Source organism: Flavobacterium phycosphaerae, from assembly GCF_010119235.1.
Lineage (GTDB): Bacteria > Bacteroidota > Bacteroidia > Flavobacteriales > Flavobacteriaceae > Flavobacterium > Flavobacterium phycosphaerae.
On sequence record NZ_JAAATZ010000001.1, the window covers coordinates 1,768,223 to 1,790,037 of the forward strand.

Consider the following 21,815-nt stretch of genomic DNA (forward strand, 5'->3'; position numbering starts at 1 on the left):
AAAGCTTGGGCGTTTTTTTATTCTTTATTTTTTAGGTTTTTTTTCTTCCTCTTCCAGCAAATCACTTAAATGAAAACGCAGGGCTGTAACTGAAATGCTGATTTCCCAGAAAGAAATTCCCAGCGAAATCAAAAGCGAAAGTAGACTGACACCAAAAAGCCAAATGCCCATGGTTTGTTGTTCTAAAAATAAGGATAACATGGCAAAGACGGAAAGAAACAAACACAGTACACCGAAGAGTTGCATGTACCGTATTAATGACAATCGGAGGTTGAGGTTTTTGATTTGAAGTAAAATACTTTTGGTGTGGTTTTCGTCGTAATGTTTTTTCAAACTTCTGACAATTTGGGCTATAGTTAGAAACCTGTTCGTGTAGGCCAGCAATATTAATGAGGTGGCAGAGAATAGGAGCGCGGGAGTTTCGATGTGGAGGGTCATTTTTAATTACGAATTACGAATTACGAATTACGAATTACGAATTACGAATTTCGGAAAATAATTTCATAAAAAAACCTGCAAGTCTTATTTGCAGGTTTTTATCGTTGAGACGCGATTAATGACGTCTTTACTTTATGAGTTCAAAACTTCTTTTTACAAAAGCGGTTAGTTCTTCGCCTTTTAATAAACCTTGGGATATTTTGGCTAAATCTAAGGCTTGTTTTACCAAACTTTCCTGAGCTGATTTATCCGAAGCGGTTAAAATGGTTGTGGCCAAATCAGAGTTGGTGTTCACAACCAGGTTGTACATTTCGGGGAAATTGCCCATGCCGAACATACCTCCGCCACCAGATTGACTCATTTCTTTCATTCTTCGCATGAATTCAGGTTGCGTGATAATAAATGGTGCCGCAGTGCTGTCCATCGGTTCTAATTGTACCGAATAGTTGGCTTTGGCAACAATCTCTTCTAAAACCGTTTTCAGTTTTGTGGCTTCTTCTTCCGATAGTTTTGAAATCTGAGTGTCTTCTTTTTGGATTAATTTATCGATATGATCCGAATCAACACGAACAAAAGTCATGTTTTCGTTATCGCTTTCTAATTTTTGAATCAAATGCGAAACGATAGGAGAATCTAATAAAATCACTTCGTAGCCTTTGTCTTTAGCAATTTCAATGTAACCGTGTTGCGCGTCTTTATTGGAAGCATACAATACCACTAATTTCCCGTTTTTATCGGTTTGGTTCGCTGTGATGGCTTCTTTTAATTCGGCCAAAGTATAATACTTGTCGGCTACATTTGGATATAAAACAAAGTCACCGGCTTTTTCGTAGAATTTAGGTTCGGATAACATTCCGTATTCCAAAACGATTTTGATGTCGTTCCATTTTTTTTCAAAGTCTTCGCGGTTTTCATTGAATAACGATTTTAGTTTGTCGGCTACTTTACGCGTGATGTAGTTGGAAATTTTCTTCACATTGCCATCCGCTTGTAAGTATGAACGCGACACATTCAATGGAATGTCCGGTGAATCAATCACTCCTTTTAGCATACCTAAAAACTCAGGTACGATTCCTTCTACGTTGTCAGTTACATAAACTTGATTTTGGTACAATTGAATTTTGTCTTTTTGCAATTGTAAATCGGCTGACATTTTCGGGAAATATAAAATCCCCGTCAAGTTGAACGGATAATCTACATTCAAATGAATGTTGAATAGCGGTTCTTCAAATTGCATTGGATACAATTCGCGATAGAAATTTTTATAATCTTCCTCAGTCAAATCTACCGGTTGTTTCGTCCAGGCCGGATTAGGATTGTTGATGATGTTGTCAACTTCTACTTCGGTAAAAATATTGTCTTTGTCAGCTTCGTCAACTGATTCTCCTTTTTTCTGTTCGATTTTTTCTTTACGGGTACCGAATTTAATGGGCACCGGCATGAACTTGTTGTATTTGGTTAACAGTTCACGGATTTTGTATTCTTCTAAAAATTCTAAGGAATCTTCAGCAATGTGCAGGATGATTTCGGTTCCTCTATCGGTTTTGTCATGCGGTTCTAACGTAAATTCAGGGCTACCGTCACAAGTCCAATGCGCTGCCGGTTCTTCTTTATAGGACTTCGTGATGATTTCTACTTTTTCGGCTACCATAAAGGCAGAGTAAAAACCAAGACCGAAATGACCAATGATGCCTGAATCTTTGGCAGAGTCTTTATATTTTTCCAAAAACTCTTCGGCACCTGAGAAGGCCACTTGGTTGATGTACTTTTCTACTTCTTCGGCTGTCATCCCTAACCCTTGGTCGATGAGGTGAAGCTTTTTGCCTTCTTTGTCAATTTTAACTTCGATGATGGGATTGCCGTATTCTACTTTGGCTTCGCCAATACTGGTTAAGTGTTTTAATTTTAGAGTGGCATCCGTTGCGTTGGATACTAATTCACGCAAGAAAATTTCGTGGTCGCTGTATAAAAACTTCTTGATTAGCGGAAAGATGTTTTCTACTGATACATTAATTTTTCCTGTTGTCATAGGGTTCTTTTTTTATGTTAAACGATTTGGAAATGTATCAGTCAAAACTAATACCAATTGTAGAACTTATGACAAATTGGCGTAGTAATAATTCTATAATAATTCTTTGAGATAATGTAAATGACATTTTAAAAATGAGCGTATATTTGTGTTTATAAAAACATAATTCTAACAAGCATGAAAAAAATTATTTTAATTAGTTTCTTATCGCTCTTGATTTTTTCCTGTAAATCAAAAAACTCGGCTACCAGTACTAAACTGGACACTCAATCAGAAGTAGCCATTAAAGGAAATTGGATGATTTCGTCAGTAACTTATCCCGGTTCGGATGTTATAAAAGTAACCTCCTTTGACTTAGCGGATTCGAAATGTTTTATTGGCAGCAAATGGAAATTTGTATCTAACAACAACAAAGGAATATTGGCTTTAGAAAGTCCGAAATGTACCGCTTACACTACGCCAATTACTTGGTTTATTAATAAAGAAGGACAATTTGTTATGAAGATTTTGGATGAAGCCAAAGCTAAAACGGTAAAAGCCGGCTATGTATTGCGAGTAGCCAATCAAACAGAGTCATCATTTCAACTGATTGACCGAATTAACGTAGCCGGAAATATGACCGACGTAGTATATCAATTTGAAAAATTAAACTAAAAAAAATGAAAAAGATAAGTACAATTTTATTAGGAAGCGTTCTGCTTTTATCTACGGTTTTCACCAGTTGTGAGGCGGTAAAAAATACTAACAAAACACAACGTGGTGCTGCTATTGGTGCTGTTGGGGGTGCTGTTATCGGCGGGATTTTAGGAAACAATATCGGTAAAGGCGGTAATGGTGCTTTAGGTGCTGTACTTGGAGGTGTCATTGGTGGTGTTGCCGGTGGAGTTATCGGAAATAAAATGGATAAACAAGCCCGCGAAATTGAAACGGCTTTACCAGGTGCTCAAGTAGAAAGAGTAGGCGAAGGGATTCGTTTAGTGTTAGGGGAAAATGCTGTTCGTTTTGATACTAATAAATCTACCTTAACAGCTGCGGCTAAAGCTAATTTAGATAAGTTAGTACCGGTGTTTAACCAATATCCTGATACTAATATTCAAATTTATGGTTATACTGACAGTACAGGAACAGCCGAATATAATTTGAAATTATCAGACCAAAGAGCTGCTTCGGTAAAAGCTTACTTAGCCGGAAAAGGGTTGTCATCAGGTCGATTTACTACAACAGGATTAGGTATAGCCGATCCGATTGCAACCAATGATACTCCAGAAGGAAGAAGTCAGAATCGTCGTGTGGAGTTTGCCATCACAGCCAATGAGAAAATGGTACAAGAGGCTAAAAAAGAAGCCGGAAAATAAATCTTCTATCATATTATAACTTAAAAGCGTTCATCAAAAGTGAGCGCTTTTTTTTGTTTTCATTTTTTTTGAATAACATTTAACAAAACTTTTTGTTTATGTTTTTATTGTAATTATTAAACAGTTTGTAACTTTATCGTCCAATAAAAAAAATAGTATGGCAACAACAAAAACTACCAAAGCAAAGAAAAAACTGCTGAATGATCTTGAGATTATCTCGTTGTACATGAATGATGTTTTAGAAAGGCATGAAGCGCCCAAGAATGTTTTTATTTTTTGCAAAAAGCATGCTATTGATGAAAGTGACTTCTACAGTTTTTTTGGATCGCTAAATGCTTTAAGGCAAGAGATATGGGTAAAGTTTTTTGAAAATTCAGTAGCTACTATTGAAAAAGAGCCTGCTTTTGAAACTTATTCAGATAAAAATAAGTTACTCACGTTGTATTTTACTTTGTTTGAAATACTGACGCTGAACAGAAGCTATGTGCTGTTTTCTTTAAAGGAAAATAAAGAAGGATTGAAGAATTTGAAAAATTTAACCCTTTTCAGAAACCATTTTAAAGCCTATATCGTAAGTAAAATAAAGTCAAAACCATCAGAGGTATTCGGGAAAGTGGCGAAAGTAACCGAACCTGTTTTCTCTGAAGGGGCTTGGCTTCAGTTCTTATTTTTATTGAAGTTTTGGATAGAAGACACCTCAAAAGGTTTTGAAAAAACAGATGTACTGATTGAGAAATCGGTGAATACCGTAGTAGATTTATTAGATACAAAACCCTTGGAAAGTTTATTCGATTTGGGGAAATTCCTTTGGAAAGAAAAAATGCAATCATGAAAACATTAGATAAAATTCCAACAGGAAAACTCGAACGCGCCGGACAATTAGTTAAAACCGGCATTAAAGTAGGAGGAAATTATGTTGCCTATTATGGCGAAAAAATGGTGAATCCTTCTTTAAATAGAGATAAACTAAACGAAAACAATGCCGAAGATATTTACGACGGTTTGAAAAACTTGAAAGGCAGTGCTTTGAAAGTAGCCCAAATGCTGAGTATGGATAAAAGCATTATGCCACAAGCGTATGTGGATAAATTTTCGTTGTCTCAGTTCTCAGTCCCGCCATTATCTGCGCCTTTGGTTAGAAAAACATTTAAAAAATATTTGGGGCAATACCCCGAAGCTATATTCGACACTTTCACCCCGGAAGCTATGAATGCGGCGAGTATCGGTCAGGTACACAAGGCAACTAAGGATGGGAAAATTTTTGCTGTGAAAATCCAATATCCGGGAGTGTCGGATAGTATTAGTTCAGATTTGGCTTTGGTAAAACCTTTTGCTACTCGAATGTTTAATTTGAAAGGCAAAGATTCGGAGAAATATTTCAAAGAAGTTGAAGACAAATTACTCGAAGAAACCGACTATGTATTAGAGTTGAAACAAAGTTTAGAGGTTTCAGCTTGGTGTCAAAAGATTGAAAATTTGCGCTTCCCAAAATACTATCCTGAATTATCCTCGGAAAAGATTTTAACTATGGAATGGATTGATGGGGAGCATCTTTCCGAATTTACGGCACACAATGAAGATAGAGTCAAAAGTGATAAAATTGGACAGGCACTTTGGGATTTTTACATGTATCAAATGCATCATTTAAAACAAGTGCATGCTGATCCGCATCCGGGAAATTTTTTGATTGATACCAATAATACTTTGGTGGCCATTGATTTTGGTTGTATGAAGCAGGTTCCGGAAGAATTTTATGTTCCTTATTTTGAATTGGCAAGACCTGAAGTTATCGATAATCCGAAATTATTTGTCGAAAAATTATATGAACTCGAGATTTTGAGAGCCGATGATTCTGAGAAAGAATTAGCCTATTTTACGCAACTATTTCATGATTTGCTGAGTTTGTTTACCAAACCGTTTCATGGTGCTACTTTTGATTTTTCGGAAGAAGTTTTTTTTGGACAAATAGCTCAAATGGGAGAGGAGTTTTCCAAAGATACTCAGCTCCGAAAAATGAATGGCAACCGAGGTTCAAAGCATTTTTTATACATCAACAGAACATTTTTCGGATTGTATAATTTATTACACGACTTAAAAGCCCGAATAGACACTAAGTCATTCGAAAAATATATTACATAATTAAAAATAGATTGTTTATTTATTGGTTAGGGTGAAAAGAGCGAAACTCCACGTTTGAGTTTGGCTCTTTTCTTTTATAAAAAGAGGATATTAATTGCCAATGACTATCCAGCCGGTTCCATCACTTTGAATCATATACCGCTGACTTCCGCTGATAGTGGTAATCGTTGTATTGGTAACATCATCATAAATGGTACCGCCGTTAGTAGACAGCGTTTTAGAACCGATGCCATTACTTCCTATAATAATATATACTTTTCCGATATTTCCAACGGCATTAGGTAATCTGACTTCTGAAACGCCGCCATACACTCTGACGGTATATTCCGTTAATGCAACCGTATAAATTCCGGTTGAAGCCCCCGTTGTTGTGTAGGGTAAAACGGTATTTACCGGAAGACTATTCCAGCTGGCATTTCCGGCCGCGTCACTTTGCAGCACATAATTGGCCGCCGCTCCGTTAGTCATTTGAAAATTGGTAGTTTTGGTTTTACCGTTTACTTCCAATTTATTTCCGACCGATGGGCTAACACCAATACCAACATTAGTGCCGTCATCAACAGCTACTCCGTCAACTAGTGTGGTGCCATTCCATTTGGGAATAGCATAGGTAGTTGCTGAAGATACTTGCGGGTCGGTTTCTGTAACAGTTAATGTTGAAGGAGCAACCCAAGATGTACTCCCACTACCATTGGTTTGCAATACATAAGTGCTAGTTCCTCTCGATGTTGGAAAGGCATAACCTGTTGTGGCCGGATTCCCGATTTGCAAAGTACCATTAGCTCTAACAATATTGTTGTCAAATTCACCATAAATCAAAGCATTGGAGGCATCTGCATTGGAATTTTCAATGTATAATTTATTACTTCCGGTTTCGTTATAACCGGCTTGGTATCCTATGCCTACATTGTAACCACCTGCACTGTTAGAGAACAAACTTTCATAACCAATACCCACATTGTAACTACCGGTTGCGTTTCTTAAACTTTTAACACCAAAAGCTGAGTTACCGATACCACCAACATTGGCATATAAAGCATTAACTCCGGTCGCGGTATTTTCACTTCCGGTTGAGTTTGTTCTTAAGGCATCTCTACCAACAGCGGTATTAAAAGAATTGGTGTTAAAAGATAGAGCGGCATATCCTATTGAGGTATTTGAGGCTCCACTGGCATTACTGGTTAGGGCATTACGCCCAACTGCTGTATTATAATTACCACTTGAATTCGAGAAAAGAGAGCCAACGCCAACTGCCACATTTTCCACACCAATTGTATTGGTAAATAGTGCGCGTTCTCCTATGGCTACATTAATGTTTCCTGTAGTATTGGAAGGCATTACATTGGTGCCGATAGCAGTGTTTCGGGTTCCGGTTGTAGCAGGATTTAAGGTGTTTGCTCCAAAAGAAGTATTCATATTACCAATGGAAGTATCCGGATTTCCAATAAAACCGGCCCTTATATTATACCTTTTGAAAACGATGTCTTTATCGTCGATAGTCCCTAAAAAGTTAGTGGCCGAATTGGTTCCGGTATTTCCCAAAATAGTCCAATCTGTATTAGCCGTTGTCTGAAGGCCTATCCAACTGGTAGAAGGGTTGTTCCAATAATAAAATCCCGGAGAATTAGTCCCGGATGTGGTAGTAAGATATACCAACATGCCTTGCTGTGCCACTGTTGGGTTGGTAATTGGGAATGCATCAACTTTAGGAATCAGAATCCCATCGGTATTCGCAGGCGTAACCTGATTGCTTGAAGCTATTTCTAATTGGGCATTGGGCGTAATAGTACCCACACCAACTTGTGCATAAGCCGGTACAAACAATAAAAATAGAAAAAGTCTAAAGTAAATTTTTACCTTCATGATTTCGAGCAATTTACAGACTAGGGGTTAAGCAAATGTAAATTTATTTGACTGAAAAACGAATGATAAACAGTCAAAATCGATAAGTTTTATAGAAATCACGGTAAGAAACACGCAGTATTATCGAATATATTTTTTATTTCTTGGCAGAATGTTCAATTTTGCAACTTTAAATCACTCATGTTACAAGTTCAAAATATTTCTTTTTCTTATCAAAACGATGTGACACTGGATTCACTTTCTTTTTCTTTGGAAAAAGGGAAGAACTTAGCTGTTATAGGCGAAAGCGGTTGCGGTAAAAGTACTTTGCTTAAGTTAATTTATGGTTTGTATGATTTAACAGAAGGGCAGATTTTTTGGAATGAACAAGAGGTGTTGGGACCAAAATTCCATTTGATTCCCGGTATGGATTATATGAAGTATTTGGCTCAAGATTTTGATTTAATGCCTTACATCACCGTGGCAGAGAATGTAGGTAAATATCTTTCTAATTTTTATCCTGAAAAAAAAGATAAACGCATCGCCGAGTTATTAGAGGTGGTGGAAATGACAGAATTTGCCAATATCAAAGCAAAAAATTTAAGTGGCGGACAAATGCAGCGTGTTGCTATTGCTCGAGTTTTAGCCTTAGAACCGGAGGTGCTTTTGTTAGACGAACCATTTAGTCATATTGACAATTTTCGAAAAAACAGTCTGCGACGAAAATTGTTCGGTTATCTCAAAGAAAAAGGAATTACCACCATTATCGCCACTCATGACAGCACTGATGTTTTATCTTTTGCCGATGCGGTTTTAGTATTGCAACAAGGTAAAATTATTGCCAACGGAACTCCGAAAACTATTTACCATCAGCCCCAAAATAAATACATTGCCTCGCTTTTTGGTGATGTAAATGAAATTATCATTGATGGAAAAACCCACTTTGTCTATCCGAACCAATTCAAAGTAGTGGCCCAATCAAAATGGGAAGTTGAAGTGCTTAAAAGTTATTATCGTGGCAGTCATTATTTGTTGGAAGGACGTTATGACAATCAGATTCTTTTTTTTGAACATGCCACAGCGATTCCTTTAAATACTAGAGTCTTTCTTGAAAAAAAAGCCCCGAAACAGTTTAATTTCAGGGCTTTTTTTTTAGTTTTTCAAATATTTTTCTAAGAATTGATCTTGCTCCCAAAGTAGGTGCAATATGTTTTCTTTTGCAGCATAACCATGTGATTCTTTTGGCAATAAAACCAAACGAACCGGAGCGCCGAGTCCTTTCAAAGCTTGAAAATAACGTTCGGATTGCAGGGTGAAAGTGCCCGGATTATTATCGGCATCTCCATGAACTAAAAGCAATGGCGTTTTCATTTTTTCGGCATTCATAAAAGGAGACATTTCATTGTATACCTTAGGAACATCCCAATAATTTCGTTGCTCGCTTTGAAAACCAAACGGTGTTAATGTTCGGTTATAAGCGCCACTTCGGGCAATACCGCAAGCAAAAAGATTGCAGTGTGTCAGTAAGTTTGCCGTCATAAAAGCACCATAAGAGTGCCCGCCAATAGCCACTTTTTTACGATTGATATAGCCTAAATCAGCTACGGCATCAATAGCCGATGCGGCATCGTCAACAAGTTGGGTGATAAAAGTATCGTTGGGTTCCGTAGTCCCTTCACCAATGATAGGAAACGAAGCGTCATCCAACACGGCATAGCCTTTGGTTACCCAATAAACAAACGAACCATAATTAGGGAAAGTAAATTCGTTAGGGTTTTTATCACTTTGTCCGGCAGAGTTTTTATCTTTAAATTCCGCTGGGTAGGCCCAAATCAATAAAGGTAATTTCTCTGTTTTCTTATTTCGGTCATATCCGGCCGGCAAATACAAGGTGCCTGACAATTCCACACCATCTTTACGTTTGTATTTAATAACCTCTTTGTACACATTTTTGATGCTTTCAAAAGGGTTTTTGAAGTTGGTAATTTGAGTTAGCTTATTCGATTTGATATTTCTGAAATAATAATTCGGATAGTCATTTTTGGATTGAATTTGAACTAAAACCTCTCCTTTTTTAAAATCTTCAATCGATAGTAAATCTTCTTTCTTGTCTTTGTAAGTTGAGGTGTAGAGGCGTTTTGTTTTTAAGGTTTTCAAACTGAATTCATCAATAAACGGAAACTGTCCGTCTTTAGTAAAGCCATCGCCAATTAAATACATATTGTCGTTTTCAATAGCTAAAACATAACGGTTGTATTGGTTTCGTTTGGTTTCAAAATTACCCGGATCAGAATAAATATCTTGTGAATTTCTGTCTGAAATAATTTTAGGAGCCTGACTAGGGTTGGACGGATTGATTAAATAAACTTTACCATTTCTGGTGTCGTACCATTCGTCATAAGCTATGGCGACATTGTCATTCCCCCAGGTTATGCCTGAAAAACGTTGTTGTGTTTTTAAAATGGTTTTAGGTTCATTGGTAAAAGGAGCCTCCCAATTAAAAACTTCATCTCTGAAATCAGCTTTGTTGGCCTGATCTCCTTCGTCTAATGCTACAACATAATTGAGCGTCGCCAGTTTATCAGCGCGCCAATTCATGTTTCTTTTTCCTTTTCTTACGGAAGAAAATCCTTTGGGCATAATTTCATTTAACGGAACTTCGTTAACTACTTTTATTTCTTTTCCGGTCAAATCATAAACGACTGATTTTTGAGGAAAACGACTCAGCGGAACGATGTACGAAAATGGTTTTTGAATGGTAGACAGCATTAAATAATTACCGTCAGGCGAAAAACTTTCTCCGGCATAAATGGCAGCGGGTTTAAATAATTCCGTTTTACCGGACAACGAAACTTTATACAATTCAGAAGTCACCAAAGCTTCAAAATTGAATTCATCGGTTTTGTTTTTTAATAAATCGGGGTAGGTTCTGTTTTGTGATTTTGAACCATCACTTACGGAAACGGTTGGTCCTTTAGGTAAATCTTTTTTCAGGTCAATTAGCGCCGGACGGTTTTTGGGTAACATTTTCACCAGTAGGGTTTCGTTATCTTTCATCCAGTTAAAAGGATTGCCCAAGTTGGCATTCAGATTGGCTTCCGTAACTTTTTTTGCGGTTGCCAAAGGGACATCAAGTACCCAAAGTTCAACACCGGTAGCCGTGGTGTGGGTAAAAGCGATTTTCTTTTCGTTGGGTGACCAAGACACATTGGTAATTCTGGGATTTTCGGGTAAACCACTAACTTGGGTTTCCGTTTTGTCGGTTATTTTCCTGATTTTTAAATTATTGATATACGTAACCGAACTCGAAATATTGGTTATGGGATTGATCCGCAAACCGCCTAAACGCATTTCTTCCTGATTTAAATCATCGAGTGATTTATAAGTGCTGCGATAGGTAAAAAGCATGTATTCTTTTTTAGAGTCCATACTAACGCTTGGCGCTCTTTCATAATCGGCTAATGCCAAGATTTCTGCTGAAGGTTTCTGGTAAGTCAGGTTTTCTTGGGCACTGACTGAAAATCCAAGCCCGATAAATAAAAGCAGTAGGGTGTAACGTAATTTCATAAGCTAAAAATTAGGTTTGATTATTTTTGATAAATGTTGGTCTAAAATAAGCGGTAATGGTTACAATTAAGTAAAGATTTTGTTAAACTTACCCTAAAGCAAAAAAATAGCGAATCCTGATTTTTTATTGATTTTTAAAAAGGAACACAAAAAAGACGGTTAGCAATATAAGATTGCTAAATTTGTGTTATCGATTTTAGTAAAACAATAACTCTATGTACCATTCAAAAATAAGCGGATTAGGATTTTATGTCCCTGATAATGTTGTAACCAATGATGATTTATCCAAAATAATGGATACTAATGACGAATGGATTCAAGAACGAACAGGTATCAAAGAAAGACGTCACATAATTAGAGGCGAAGATACCACAACGTCAATGGGAGTAAAGGCTGCCAAGATTGCCATTGAGCGTTCCGGCGTTGCCAATGAAGCGATTGATTTCATAGTTTTTGCCACCATTTCGCCCGATTATTATTTTCCTGGACCGGGAGTGTCATTACAAAAAGAACTGGGACTGTCAACAATTGGTGCTTTGGACATCAGAAATCAATGTTCAGGATTTATCTATGCTATATCCATTGCCGATCAATATATCAAAACCGGCATGTACAAAAATATTTTGGTGGTGGCTTCTGAAGTACAATCACTCGGGTTGGACATGACCGATAGAGGCCGAGGCGTTTCTGTTATTTTTGGTGATGGGGCAGGAGCAGCTATGCTAAGCAGAGAAGAAGATGTTACCAAAGGCATACTTTCAACACATTTACATTCCGAAGGGGAACACGCCAAAGAACTTGCGGTATTGGCTCCGGGCATGGGCGGAAGATGGGTGACCGATATTTTGGCTGATAATAATCCGGAAGATGAAAGTTATTTTCCTCATATGAACGGACAATTTGTGTTTAAAAATGCAGTCGTTCGGTTTAGCGAAGTCATTAACGAGGGATTGAAAGCGAACAATTTAGAAGTTTCCGATATTGATTTGCTGATTCCGCACCAAGCTAATTTGAGAATATCACAGTTTATTCAGCAAAAATTTAAACTGACCGATGACCAAGTTTTTAATAATATTCAAAAGTACGGCAATACCACGGCGGCTTCTATACCGATTGCCTTGACTGAAGCTTGGGAGCAAGAAAAAATTAAAGATGGTGACACGCTTGTCTTAGCGGCTTTTGGTAGCGGCTTTACTTGGGGCAGTGCTATTATAAAATGGTAAAAGGATAATGATACAAATAGAAAAAGCCAAGCATTTGCTTGGCTTTTTCGTTCACTAATTAACCCAAATTAAATAGAATACGGTAACGCGTTATTACATCATTCCACCGCCTTGGGTTTCGTTTTTATCACGTTGCTTTCTTTGAAGCGCAGCGTTTTTACCTCCACCAAAACGATAGTTGAATCCTAAATAAATTGATTGACTTTCCCAGTAAAAGGCGCCTTCTTGTTTGTACGGTAAATCGCCGTCGAAGCTAAAATTCATAGTGTTGAAAATGTCACTTGCTCTGGCACTGATGGTTCCTTTTCCTTTTAGGATATTGTAGCTTGCACCAAGATCAGTCTTGTACATGCTTTTTCTTAAAAATTGTAAACCTTGTTCTGGCCCACGATACATTCCGAAAAGCTGGAATCGCAGGTTTTTAGTAGCTTTGAACGTATTGTTGATTCTGGCGTTGAAAATCGAAATGTCTTTTTCAATAAATGCCGAAGAAACTGTTCCTCTGATGGTTTTAAAATAAATATCAGTGCCGATATTGGCACTCCACCATTTGGTAAAATCTAAGTTTCCGGAAATTTCGGCACCATAAGAACTGTTGTCTTTAAAGTTGTCGTAAGACAAAATGTTTCGGTTAGGATCATTCGGGTCAATTTCTACCAAACGGGTGATTTCCTGCGTAATTTTTCGGTAAAATACCACGGTGGATATCGAACCTATTTTTGTTTTTCGAGTATAATTTAATTCAAAAGAGTTGGTAAACTGTGGTTTCAAATAAGGGTTACCTACTGATGATACGGTTGGGGTACTCCACTCTCTGATAGGATTTACCTGCCCTATGCTGGGACGATCCACTCTTCTGGAATAGTTAAAGTTAAACGAGTTGTTTTCGGATAATTTATACGAAACATAACCACTCGGGTAAAAAGTATTTATTTGGTCATTGAATTTTTCTTCACTTGAACTTAAAGCATTGAATTTAGCGTCAGCTTTATAATTTTCAAAGCGCGTACCCACTTGAAAGCCCCATTTTGTCCATTGTCGGCCGTAGGTCACATAAGCGGAATGAATTTGTCTTTCGTATTTAAAATCGGAGTTGTACGCATAATTTCGGTTGAAAGTATTGTTGGTGTTTTCAATACGTGTTTCCAAACCGACTTCCAAACGCGCATCTTTTGGCAACGGATTGGTATAATCTAAATTGATTTTAGTGTTGTTGTTAATATTAGTTATGTCATTCGGATCGGTAGTGGTGGTGTTATTAGTATAGGTTCTGAAGATTGAATTCTCAGTTCCTTTATTACGGTTGAAGTTGTATTCTAACTCAATATTTTCGCCTTCTTTTTTGAATTTGTGCTTGTAATCTATATTATAAGTTCCTGAGGGATTGTTGCTTCGGCTATTGTTGTTTTGTGTAATGTCGGAAAGCGTAATGTCTTCATAATCTACCTCAGTTGTGCTATTTCCTTTGGATAAAAACTGATTCTGCGTAGTGTAAACCGAAAAAGTATTAAAGTCGTTGATATAATAATCTACGCCAATTTTGTACAAATGCGAAGTGTTTTTATTTTGAAAATTAAAATCAACCGTTTTCTCGGCATTAGGCTGATGGCTGTTGACAAAACCACGGTTTTTTTGGTTCCCGTGATTGAAGCCGTAATTGCCGTAGAAATTAAATTTTCCCACTTTATAATTCATGTCAAATGACGAATTTACCTTAGGCGTTTTTCCAAATGTAACGCCGTTATTGATGCTGCCATTAAAGCCCTGACCGGCATTTTTGTGTAAAACAATATTGATGATACCGCTCATTCCTTCCGGATTGTATTTGGCCGAAGGATTCGTAATTAACTCGATTTGCTTGATTGAAGCTGACGGAATTTGTTTCAATAATTGTGATGGGTCGATGTTGGTTGGTTTCCCATCTACCAGAACTCGAACATTTTCGTTTCCTCTTAAGCTGATGGCATTGGTTTGCGCATCCACACTTACCGAAGGAATATTGTTCATGATTTCACCGGCAGTGGCTCCTGATGAAATCAAATCTTTTCCAACATTAATCACCTTTCTGTCGATTTTTTGTTCGTAGGTTGATTTCTCTTTTACAATTTCAACACCTTCTAGTTGAACGGCTTCTTCCTCCAACAAAACGGTATTCATGTTGATGCTTTTTGAAGCGTTGTCTAAGGTTACGGCTGCCGTTTGTTTTTTGTAGCCAATGAATTGGAATTCGACAGTATAGCTTTCTAAAGCTAAGTTTTTAATAGAAAAATTACCATTGTCTTGTGTAATCCCCCGGTAATAATTTTGTTGCTTTGTTTGATTGTAACGTTAACATAAGGAATGGGCTGTTTGCTGTTTTTGTCAACGACTTTCCCTGAAATGCTACCTATATTGATAGGGTTGGGAACCGAATTTTGAGCCTGTAAAAAAGTGATACTGCTCAAAAGGACTACTAGTAATGCTTTGAATCTCATTTTTGTTTTTGTGATTGATGGAGTTTTGTTTTATGCCCTAGTAGACATAAAAGAAGGTAATATGTTACAAACATTAACATAAAAAAACTCCCAAGTTGGGGCTTGGGAGTTCAAATAGTAGGTTAAGGCTGATAGTTATCGCTTCATTGCGAAATGGGCTTTGAATTCTTTTTCTTCGTTGTCTTTATTTGTGTAGCTAACACTAAACCAATAATCATCAGATGGCATTAGGCTTCCGTTATAGGTTCCGTCCCAACCGCTGTTGTTTGGTCTTAAATATTTTAATACTTTTCCATAGCGGTCAAAAATGGTAATCATGGCGGTTTTTTGGTCTGCTAAATCTCTGATATTCCATGTGTCGTTATACCCGTCACCATTTGGCGTAAAGAATTTAGGATAATTAACCACTAATGCCTGAACAGTTGTGCTTCCGCAACCGTATTTATCTCTTACCGTGATAGTATGCATGCCCGAAAAGACATGGTCAAATACCGGACTGTCCTGAAAAGGTTCGTTGTCTAACTGATATTCAAAATTATTTCCTTGTCCGATAGCCACCACTGTGATACTTTGTGAATCGGCAAAATCTTCATTAACCGTGTAAGATACAATAGCAGGCTCTGATGGAGTAACCGTAACCGTAACCGGTTCAGAAGAACACCCTGTTACTTTGTTCGTAGCTACTAAGGTGTAGACTCCCGGTAAAATAGCTTGGTAAGAAGTTCCGGTGCCTACAGTTTGACCGCTTTCATTTGTCCAAACAAAAGTGTTGGCGCTCGCAGGCAAGTTGCTATACATAGTATAAGGATTCAGAAGAGTTCCTGTTTCACTATCGATACATATAATTCCGTCAATCGGAGTAGGCGAAGGTAATTTATTTACCACAATAGCTATTGGTTTTATATCATAACAGCTAGTCGCTAAAGTATTGCTAACTCTTACATATACCAGCGGATTTGCAGAAGCCGTAACAGCATTGGTCTGATTGGCTGCATCGGTAAGACTTTCATAATAAGCTATTGTAAATTCACTTCCTGTTTGAGTACCAAGAATGGTTGTAGATAAAGTAGTCAAGTCAAATAAGGTTTTACCATCATTGGTTCCGTCTTCATCACACACCGTTCTCATTATTATAGGTGTCGGATTGGCAAAAGGGGTATCAATTATAGTAACTGTAAATGAACTTTCATCTGAGCACCCCGGTGTGAAAGGAGATGTTCCGTAAATGTAAAGGGTTTGTGAATTTGAAAGTACAGTTCCGGCAGCCAGCATCGTTCCGGTTCCACCGGTTCCGGTGTAATATTTACCAACAGTTAAGACTGGCAGCGTATAATTTTCACAAATGGTTGTATTCGGCAAATCGTCAACATTGTATATAGTGGCCACAAAACTGGTTTCGCTGGTACAATCCGGCGAGGTGGCTGTGTGAGCAAAGACATAAATTTTTTGCGTACTGGTAATGGCATCACCGGCATGCAATAAAGTGCCAGAAGCATTAGTTCCGGTGTAATAATCGCCAACGATTAAAGCCGGTAAAGTATAAGAATTACAAGCCGTAATATTAGCAACAGCCGGAATTACAGGCGTGTTGTTGATGGTTACTGTAAAGATATGTTCATTAACACAAGAGAATGATGTTCTGATCAAAGATTCTTTGAAAACATAAATCGTTTGCGTAGTTGTGATTTGAGTACCCGGTAATATTTCGGTTCCGCCACCGTCAGCTCCACCTGATAACGTGTAATATTTATTGTTTACAGTCAAAGCCGGTAAAGTATAACTGTCACAAGCAGTAACGTCAGCCGGAGTATCCGATGAAGTTGAGAATATGTTGATTTGGAAGCTGTTTTCTATCGTACACGGTGGTGTAGTATTTGAAACGGCATACACATAAATTTTTTGAGAAGTAGTAATTACTGTTCCCGGAGCCAACAAGGTTCCTGTTCCTCCCGGACCTGTGTAATAGTTACCCACATTTAAAGCAGATAAGATATATTGATCACAAATATCAATATCCGAACGGGAATCAATATTAGGTAAAGGATTAATAGTTACCGTAAAACTTGATTGATTAAAACAGGTAGCGTTTAGTCTTTCAAAAATGTAAATGGTTTGTGTAGATAAAATTACGTTACCCGGATATAAAATTATCCCTGTCCCGTCAATACCGGTGCGATAGCTTCCGTGAACTAATTCAGGAAGGGTATACGTTTCACAAACAGAAACATCACTTAACACATCCACTTCAGGTTGCGCTATACTTAAAGTAAAGTGCATATTATCGGTACAATTATTGAGCCCACTGGTTGTAGGAGCATAAATATACACCGTTGTACTTGCGTTAATCACTGTTCCGGCCGGAATAATTGTTCCGGTTCCCATAGGCCCTGTGAAATAATTTCCAATTGGTAAGGCAGGAAGTGTAAAACCGTTACATTGGTTTACATCAGCCGGCTGAACCATACCAATGATAACCTCAAAACTATCTTCATCACTACAAGTAGTACTGGCATTGGTCGAAGCATATACATAAATAGTTTGACTGTTTGTAATGACATCTCCGGCATGTAATAAAGTACCGGTTCCGCTTTGACCTGTGTAATAATCGCCAACAGTTAAAGCCGGTAAAGTATAAGAAGTACATTCAAAAACATCTGGTCTTTCGCCTACTTCAACTAAGGGAAAGATGGTAATATTAAAATCGGTGTCAATAACACAAAATGGTTCAATTTCGGTCATGTAATAGTAATGAATAACTTGGGAAGAAGTAAATACAGTCCCCGGAGCTACCGGTGTTCCCATTCCGCCCGGTTCTGTAAAATAACCACCATAAGGCGCATTAGTTAAGGTATAACTACCACATCGGGTTACGTGTGAAGGACTTAAAGTAGAAGGGTCAATAATTTTAACTTTAAATGAACTATTAGAACCACAAGTTCCCGGACCATCAGGTTGGTTGAATATATAAATAGTTTGTGTTTCTATAATCTCATTTCCGGCAAATAATGGAATTCCGTTTCCGTTTTGAGCGGTAAAATAATTCCCGTTTACCAAAGGAGGTAAGATGTAGCTGTAACATGCCACAACATCTTCCAAATCATCTACAATCGGAGCCGGTGTGATAACTAAATTAAAATCAGTAAGACTGTAACATAATGGATCACTTACGTTTTGAACTCTAACATAAATAGTAGTATTGGAATACAATCCGTTTAAAACATTTTCAATCGGATTAGCTCCGGTATTGGCATCTAATTGAGATGTATAGTAACTAATGATATTTACAGCAGCTGATTGTCCGTTCAATATGGCATCATTTTGTTGTGTTAAATTAAAATAAGCATTGTTAAAATATTGTGAACGAGCACATTTTACAAAATCAGCCGGTTTATTAGCTATTGGCCCAGGAGACACCATTAGTTGAAACGATTTAACAATAGCACAACCTGTAGCAGGTAATTTGATTCTAACATAAATAGTTGCTCCACTGGCAGTATTATATACTAAGGGTAGCGGGTTTACACCATTATCAGCATCGGCTTGTGAACTATGGTAGGTTACGATGGCAGAAGCATCTAATCCTGCTTTAACCACAGGTGTATTTATATCTAAATTATAATTATAAGTAGCTGCCCCCGAATCACATTTGTAAATAGTGGTTGGGTCTGCTGTAATGATTTCTGGGTAATAGTCTACCGTGATGTTGTCAGTAATAGGTTGACAAAAATTGGAGATGTTATTATAGGTTACACTGTAAGTTCCTGCCTGATTGATAACTAAGCTTGACCCTGTTTCTGAAGGTAAAACGTCACCATCTTTTTTCCAAACAAAATTATAATCCGCTGTGCTTAAACCAGTAGTTAAGGTTTTAGATGTACCAAAACAAAGCGCCGTGTTTTGCGCTACCGTTAAATCTTGGCCCAATACATCCTGTCCAATATTAAAACTGTCAGATGAAATGAAAATAGCTGAATCCGATTGTGGATCTAAACGGTCGGCAATTACTAGTTTAATATGGTAAGGTACATTTGGAGTCAATAAAGAAGCAGCTGTCATTACTTTGGTCTGACCGTTAAAGTTGGTTGCAGAGCCTGCCGCTGCTGATCCGCCGTTAAAGCTACCGAAATATTGGGCATTAGCCGACGGGCAAGAAGAGTTATATTGAAAATCTCTAATGGTTACTACTGAAATCGGTAAAGTTGTACTGGGTACAACGGCTAAATTGGTAGTAACTCCGGTATTCATATTGGTCAATAAGAAAGCAAAGGCATCTGAATAATGACATTGGAAATTTCCATATTCTTCAGAAGCAAAGACGAAGTCAAAACTAAAGTTAGGAGAAAGTGGTGTAAAATCAAATTCTAAAACCGTCGCATTTTTGGAGACCATTGGGATTCCGGCGGCAGCTAAAGTAGCTTCTAAACTGGTATCACCCGGCCAAGCAACAGCACCATCATTTAGTAAGGAAGTATTAGGTCCCGCTGCATTCATAATGTTACCGGTACTCAATATAACACCGCTGTTCATTGGGAAATTTGGATTGGAGTTTTGGAAAAAACCAATTCCGTTAGAGGAACCAAAATTAGTTCCGGTACTCCAAGTGATGTTCGTTGCCGATACACACGGAGAATTGATAAGCACATCGTTAACTAATTGAGGTACGGTGTGACTGGTTGCACTTACCGATATAGGTTGCGAAAAACCTAATATCGAAAATAACAAAATGATTAATAGTAGTATCTTTTTCATGACTCGGGGATTTTGACGAAACAAATATTGAATATAAAATCGTTTAAACGCAAAAAAAATCGATGAAAAGCATTATATTTTTATTTTAAAAAGTAAAATACTTACAAAAATATATTTTAAATTCACCTTTTTATATATAATCATTGCCTTTACAATTTGTATTCTAATGCTTATCTTTGCCCACCAAAAAGAAATACCATGAAGCTTTCACAATTGCTCACGCAACACATTCAAATCGCTATTCAAACATTATTTGATGTTTCAACCGATAAAGTTGAATTTCAAATGACACGCAAAGATTTTGAAGGCGATATTACTATGGTTATTTTCCCGTTATTGAAAATCATCAAAGGCAATCCTATTGAAATCGGAACCAAAATTGGAGATTATTTAGTCGCCAATGTGAACGAAGTAACTCGTTTCAATGTGGTTTCGGGCTTTTTGAATATAGTGGTTTCCGATGCGTATTATCTTAATTTTTTCACTGAAATTAAAAGCAATGACCGCTTTGGATTTGGTACAATTTCACCAACGGATAAAGCGGTAATGGTAGAATATTCTTCGCCAAATACCAACAAACCTTTACACCTTGGTCACGTTCGTAACAATTTATTAGGCTATTCAGTGGCCGAAATCATAAAGGCTTCGGGTAAAAAAGTATACAAAACGCAAATCATCAACGACCGAGGCATTCATATTTGTAAATCAATGCTAGCCTGGCAAAAATTCGGTAACGGTCAAACACCGGAATCAACAGGATTGAAAGGCGATAAGTTGGTTGGGAATTTTTATGTCGAATTTGATAAAAAACACAAAGCCGAAATCAGCGAGCTAATGGCTAAAGGCAATACTGAAGAGGAAGCCAAAAAACAAGCGCCCATCATAATAGAAGCCCAACAAATGCTCTTGGATTGGGAAGCCGGAAAGCCGGAAGTTTTATCACTTTGGAAAACCATGAACCAATGGGTTTACGACGGTTTTGCTCAAACGTATAAAAATCTTGGCGTTGATTTCGATAGCTATTATTACGAAAGTAATACGTACTTGTTAGGAAAAGATGTAGTCCAATTTGGTTTAGAAAAAGGCATCTTCGAAAAAGATCCTGACGGTTCCGTTTGGATTGACTTGACAGCAGAAGGCTTAGACCGAAAAATTGTACTGCGCTCTGATGGAACGGCCGTTTATATGACACAAGATATCGGAACGGCTATCCAACGCGTAAAAGATTTTCCTGATGTGGGCGGAATGGTTTACACCGTGGGGAACGAACAGGATTACCATTTTAAAGTGTTGTTTCTGATTCTGAAAAAACTAGGATTTGATTGGGCGGAAAGTTTGTTCCATTTGTCTTATGGTATGGTGGAATTGCCGTCCGGAAAAATGAAATCCCGCGAAGGAACGGTTGTAGATGCTGACGATTTAATGGAAGAAATGACTACCACTGCAGGTAACATTGCTACTGAACTAGGAAAATTAGACGGCTATTCTGAAGACGAAAAAGCCCAACTATTTAAAACGATTGGTCTTGGTGCACTGAAATATTACATCTTAAAAGTTGATCCGAAGAAACAAATTTTGTTCAATCCGGAAGAATCGGTTGATTTTGCCGGAAACACCGGGCCTTTCATTCAGTATACTTATGCTCGTATTCAATCGATTTTACGAAAAGCCAATTTCGACCTAAACGTTGCAGTGACTGATATTGAACTTCACGAAAAAGAAAAAGAGCTGTTAAAACAAATCGAGCTTTTCCCGGAAGTAATTCAAAATGCGGCAAACCACCACAGTCCGGCACTGATTGCTAATTATACTTATGATTTAGTAAAAGAATACAATTCGTTCTACCAAGCAGTGTCTATTTTGGGTGAAGAAAATTTAACTAAGAAAACATTCCGAGTGCAGCTTTCTAAAAAAGTGGGCGAAACAATAAAAGCAGCGTTCAAGTTACTGGGGATCGAAGTTCCGGAAAGGATGTAAAAAAGTAAGGTTGGAGTTTTTC

The 21,815-nt window shown here is 37.6% G+C and carries 13 protein-coding genes and 1 pseudogene; 7 read left to right on the forward strand and 7 right to left on the reverse strand.

Going from position 1 to position 21,815, the window contains the following annotated elements; genetic code table 11:
• Nucleotides 1–24: 24 nt before the first annotated feature.
• The gene (locus GUU89_RS07820; RefSeq protein ID WP_162127389.1) at nt 25–438 is read right to left on the reverse strand and encodes a DUF2721 domain-containing protein; all 414 of its coding nucleotides are present in this window, start codon (nt 436–438) and stop codon (nt 25–27) included.
• A gap of 127 nt (nt 439–565) precedes the next feature.
• Nucleotides 566–2,467 (reverse strand): molecular chaperone HtpG, encoded by a 1,902-nt coding sequence (htpG, locus tag GUU89_RS07825; protein WP_162127390.1) that lies wholly within the window; start codon nt 2,465–2,467, stop codon nt 566–568.
• 177 nt (nt 2,468–2,644) lie between these two features.
• On the opposite strand from htpG, the gene GUU89_RS07830 reads away from it, so the two are divergent.
• From GUU89_RS07830 to GUU89_RS07845, 4 genes are all read left to right on the forward strand, one after another.
• Nucleotides 2,645–3,121 carry a lipocalin family protein gene (locus tag GUU89_RS07830; RefSeq protein WP_162127391.1) on the forward strand — a complete coding sequence of 159 codons (477 nt, stop codon included), beginning with the start codon at nt 2,645–2,647 and terminating at the stop codon, nt 3,119–3,121.
• Between the two features lie 5 nt (nt 3,122–3,126).
• On the forward strand, nt 3,127–3,822 hold the full coding sequence (locus tag GUU89_RS07835) for an OmpA family protein (protein ID WP_162127392.1): 696 nt from the start codon (nt 3,127–3,129) through the stop codon (nt 3,820–3,822).
• 157 nt (nt 3,823–3,979) lie between these two features.
• A complete protein-coding gene (locus GUU89_RS07840; RefSeq protein ID WP_162127393.1) occupies nt 3,980–4,654 on the forward strand; it encodes a TetR family transcriptional regulator C-terminal domain-containing protein in 675 nt (224 codons plus the stop codon).
• The gene (locus tag GUU89_RS07845; RefSeq protein WP_162127394.1) at nt 4,651–5,961 is read left to right on the forward strand and encodes an ABC1 kinase family protein; all 1,311 of its coding nucleotides are present in this window, start codon (nt 4,651–4,653) and stop codon (nt 5,959–5,961) included. The genes GUU89_RS07840 and GUU89_RS07845 overlap by 4 nt, the downstream gene beginning before the upstream one ends.
• 90 nt (nt 5,962–6,051) lie before the next feature.
• Here GUU89_RS07845 and GUU89_RS07850 read toward each other — a convergent pair whose 3' ends face one another.
• A complete protein-coding gene (locus GUU89_RS07850) occupies nt 6,052–7,824 on the reverse strand; it encodes a beta strand repeat-containing protein (protein WP_162127395.1) in 1,773 nt (590 codons plus the stop codon).
• A gap of 180 nt (nt 7,825–8,004) precedes the next feature.
• Between GUU89_RS07850 and GUU89_RS07855 the strand changes: the two genes are divergently transcribed.
• Complete coding sequence (locus GUU89_RS07855) at nt 8,005–8,979, forward strand: ABC transporter ATP-binding protein (protein ID WP_162127396.1); 975 nt, start codon at nt 8,005–8,007, stop codon at nt 8,977–8,979.
• Here the strand turns inward: GUU89_RS07855 and GUU89_RS07860 are convergent.
• Complete coding sequence (locus tag GUU89_RS07860) at nt 8,956–11,370, reverse strand: S9 family peptidase (RefSeq protein ID WP_162127397.1); 2,415 nt, start codon at nt 11,368–11,370, stop codon at nt 8,956–8,958. The genes GUU89_RS07855 and GUU89_RS07860 overlap by 24 nt on opposite strands.
• A 215-nt stretch (nt 11,371–11,585) precedes the next feature.
• Here GUU89_RS07860 and GUU89_RS07865 point away from each other — a divergent pair, with 215 nt between their 5' ends.
• On the forward strand, nt 11,586–12,593 hold the full coding sequence (locus tag GUU89_RS07865) for a 3-oxoacyl-ACP synthase III family protein (protein ID WP_162127398.1): 1,008 nt from the start codon (nt 11,586–11,588) through the stop codon (nt 12,591–12,593).
• Between the two features lie 93 nt (nt 12,594–12,686).
• Here GUU89_RS07865 and GUU89_RS07870 read toward each other — a convergent pair whose 3' ends face one another.
• From GUU89_RS07870 to GUU89_RS07875, 3 genes and pseudogenes are all read right to left on the reverse strand, one after another.
• Nucleotides 12,687–14,750: a TonB-dependent receptor domain-containing protein gene (locus GUU89_RS07870; protein WP_235922001.1), complete on the reverse strand. Its 2,064-nt coding sequence runs from the start codon at nt 14,748–14,750 to the stop codon at nt 12,687–12,689.
• 12 nt (nt 14,751–14,762) lie between these two features.
• Nucleotides 14,763–14,882 (reverse strand): annotated as a pseudogene (locus GUU89_RS15005) (carboxypeptidase-like regulatory domain-containing protein); the annotation flags it as partial.
• A gap of 320 nt (nt 14,883–15,202) precedes the next feature.
• A complete protein-coding gene (locus GUU89_RS07875) occupies nt 15,203–19,816 on the reverse strand; it encodes a T9SS type B sorting domain-containing protein (protein ID WP_162127399.1) in 4,614 nt (1,537 codons plus the stop codon).
• Nucleotides 19,817–20,014: 198 nt separating this feature from the next.
• Here GUU89_RS07875 and argS point away from each other — a divergent pair, with 198 nt between their 5' ends.
• Complete coding sequence (gene argS / locus GUU89_RS07880) at nt 20,015–21,793, forward strand: arginine--tRNA ligase (protein WP_162127400.1); 1,779 nt, start codon at nt 20,015–20,017, stop codon at nt 21,791–21,793.
• The last annotated feature ends 22 nt before the right edge of the window (nt 21,794–21,815 follow it).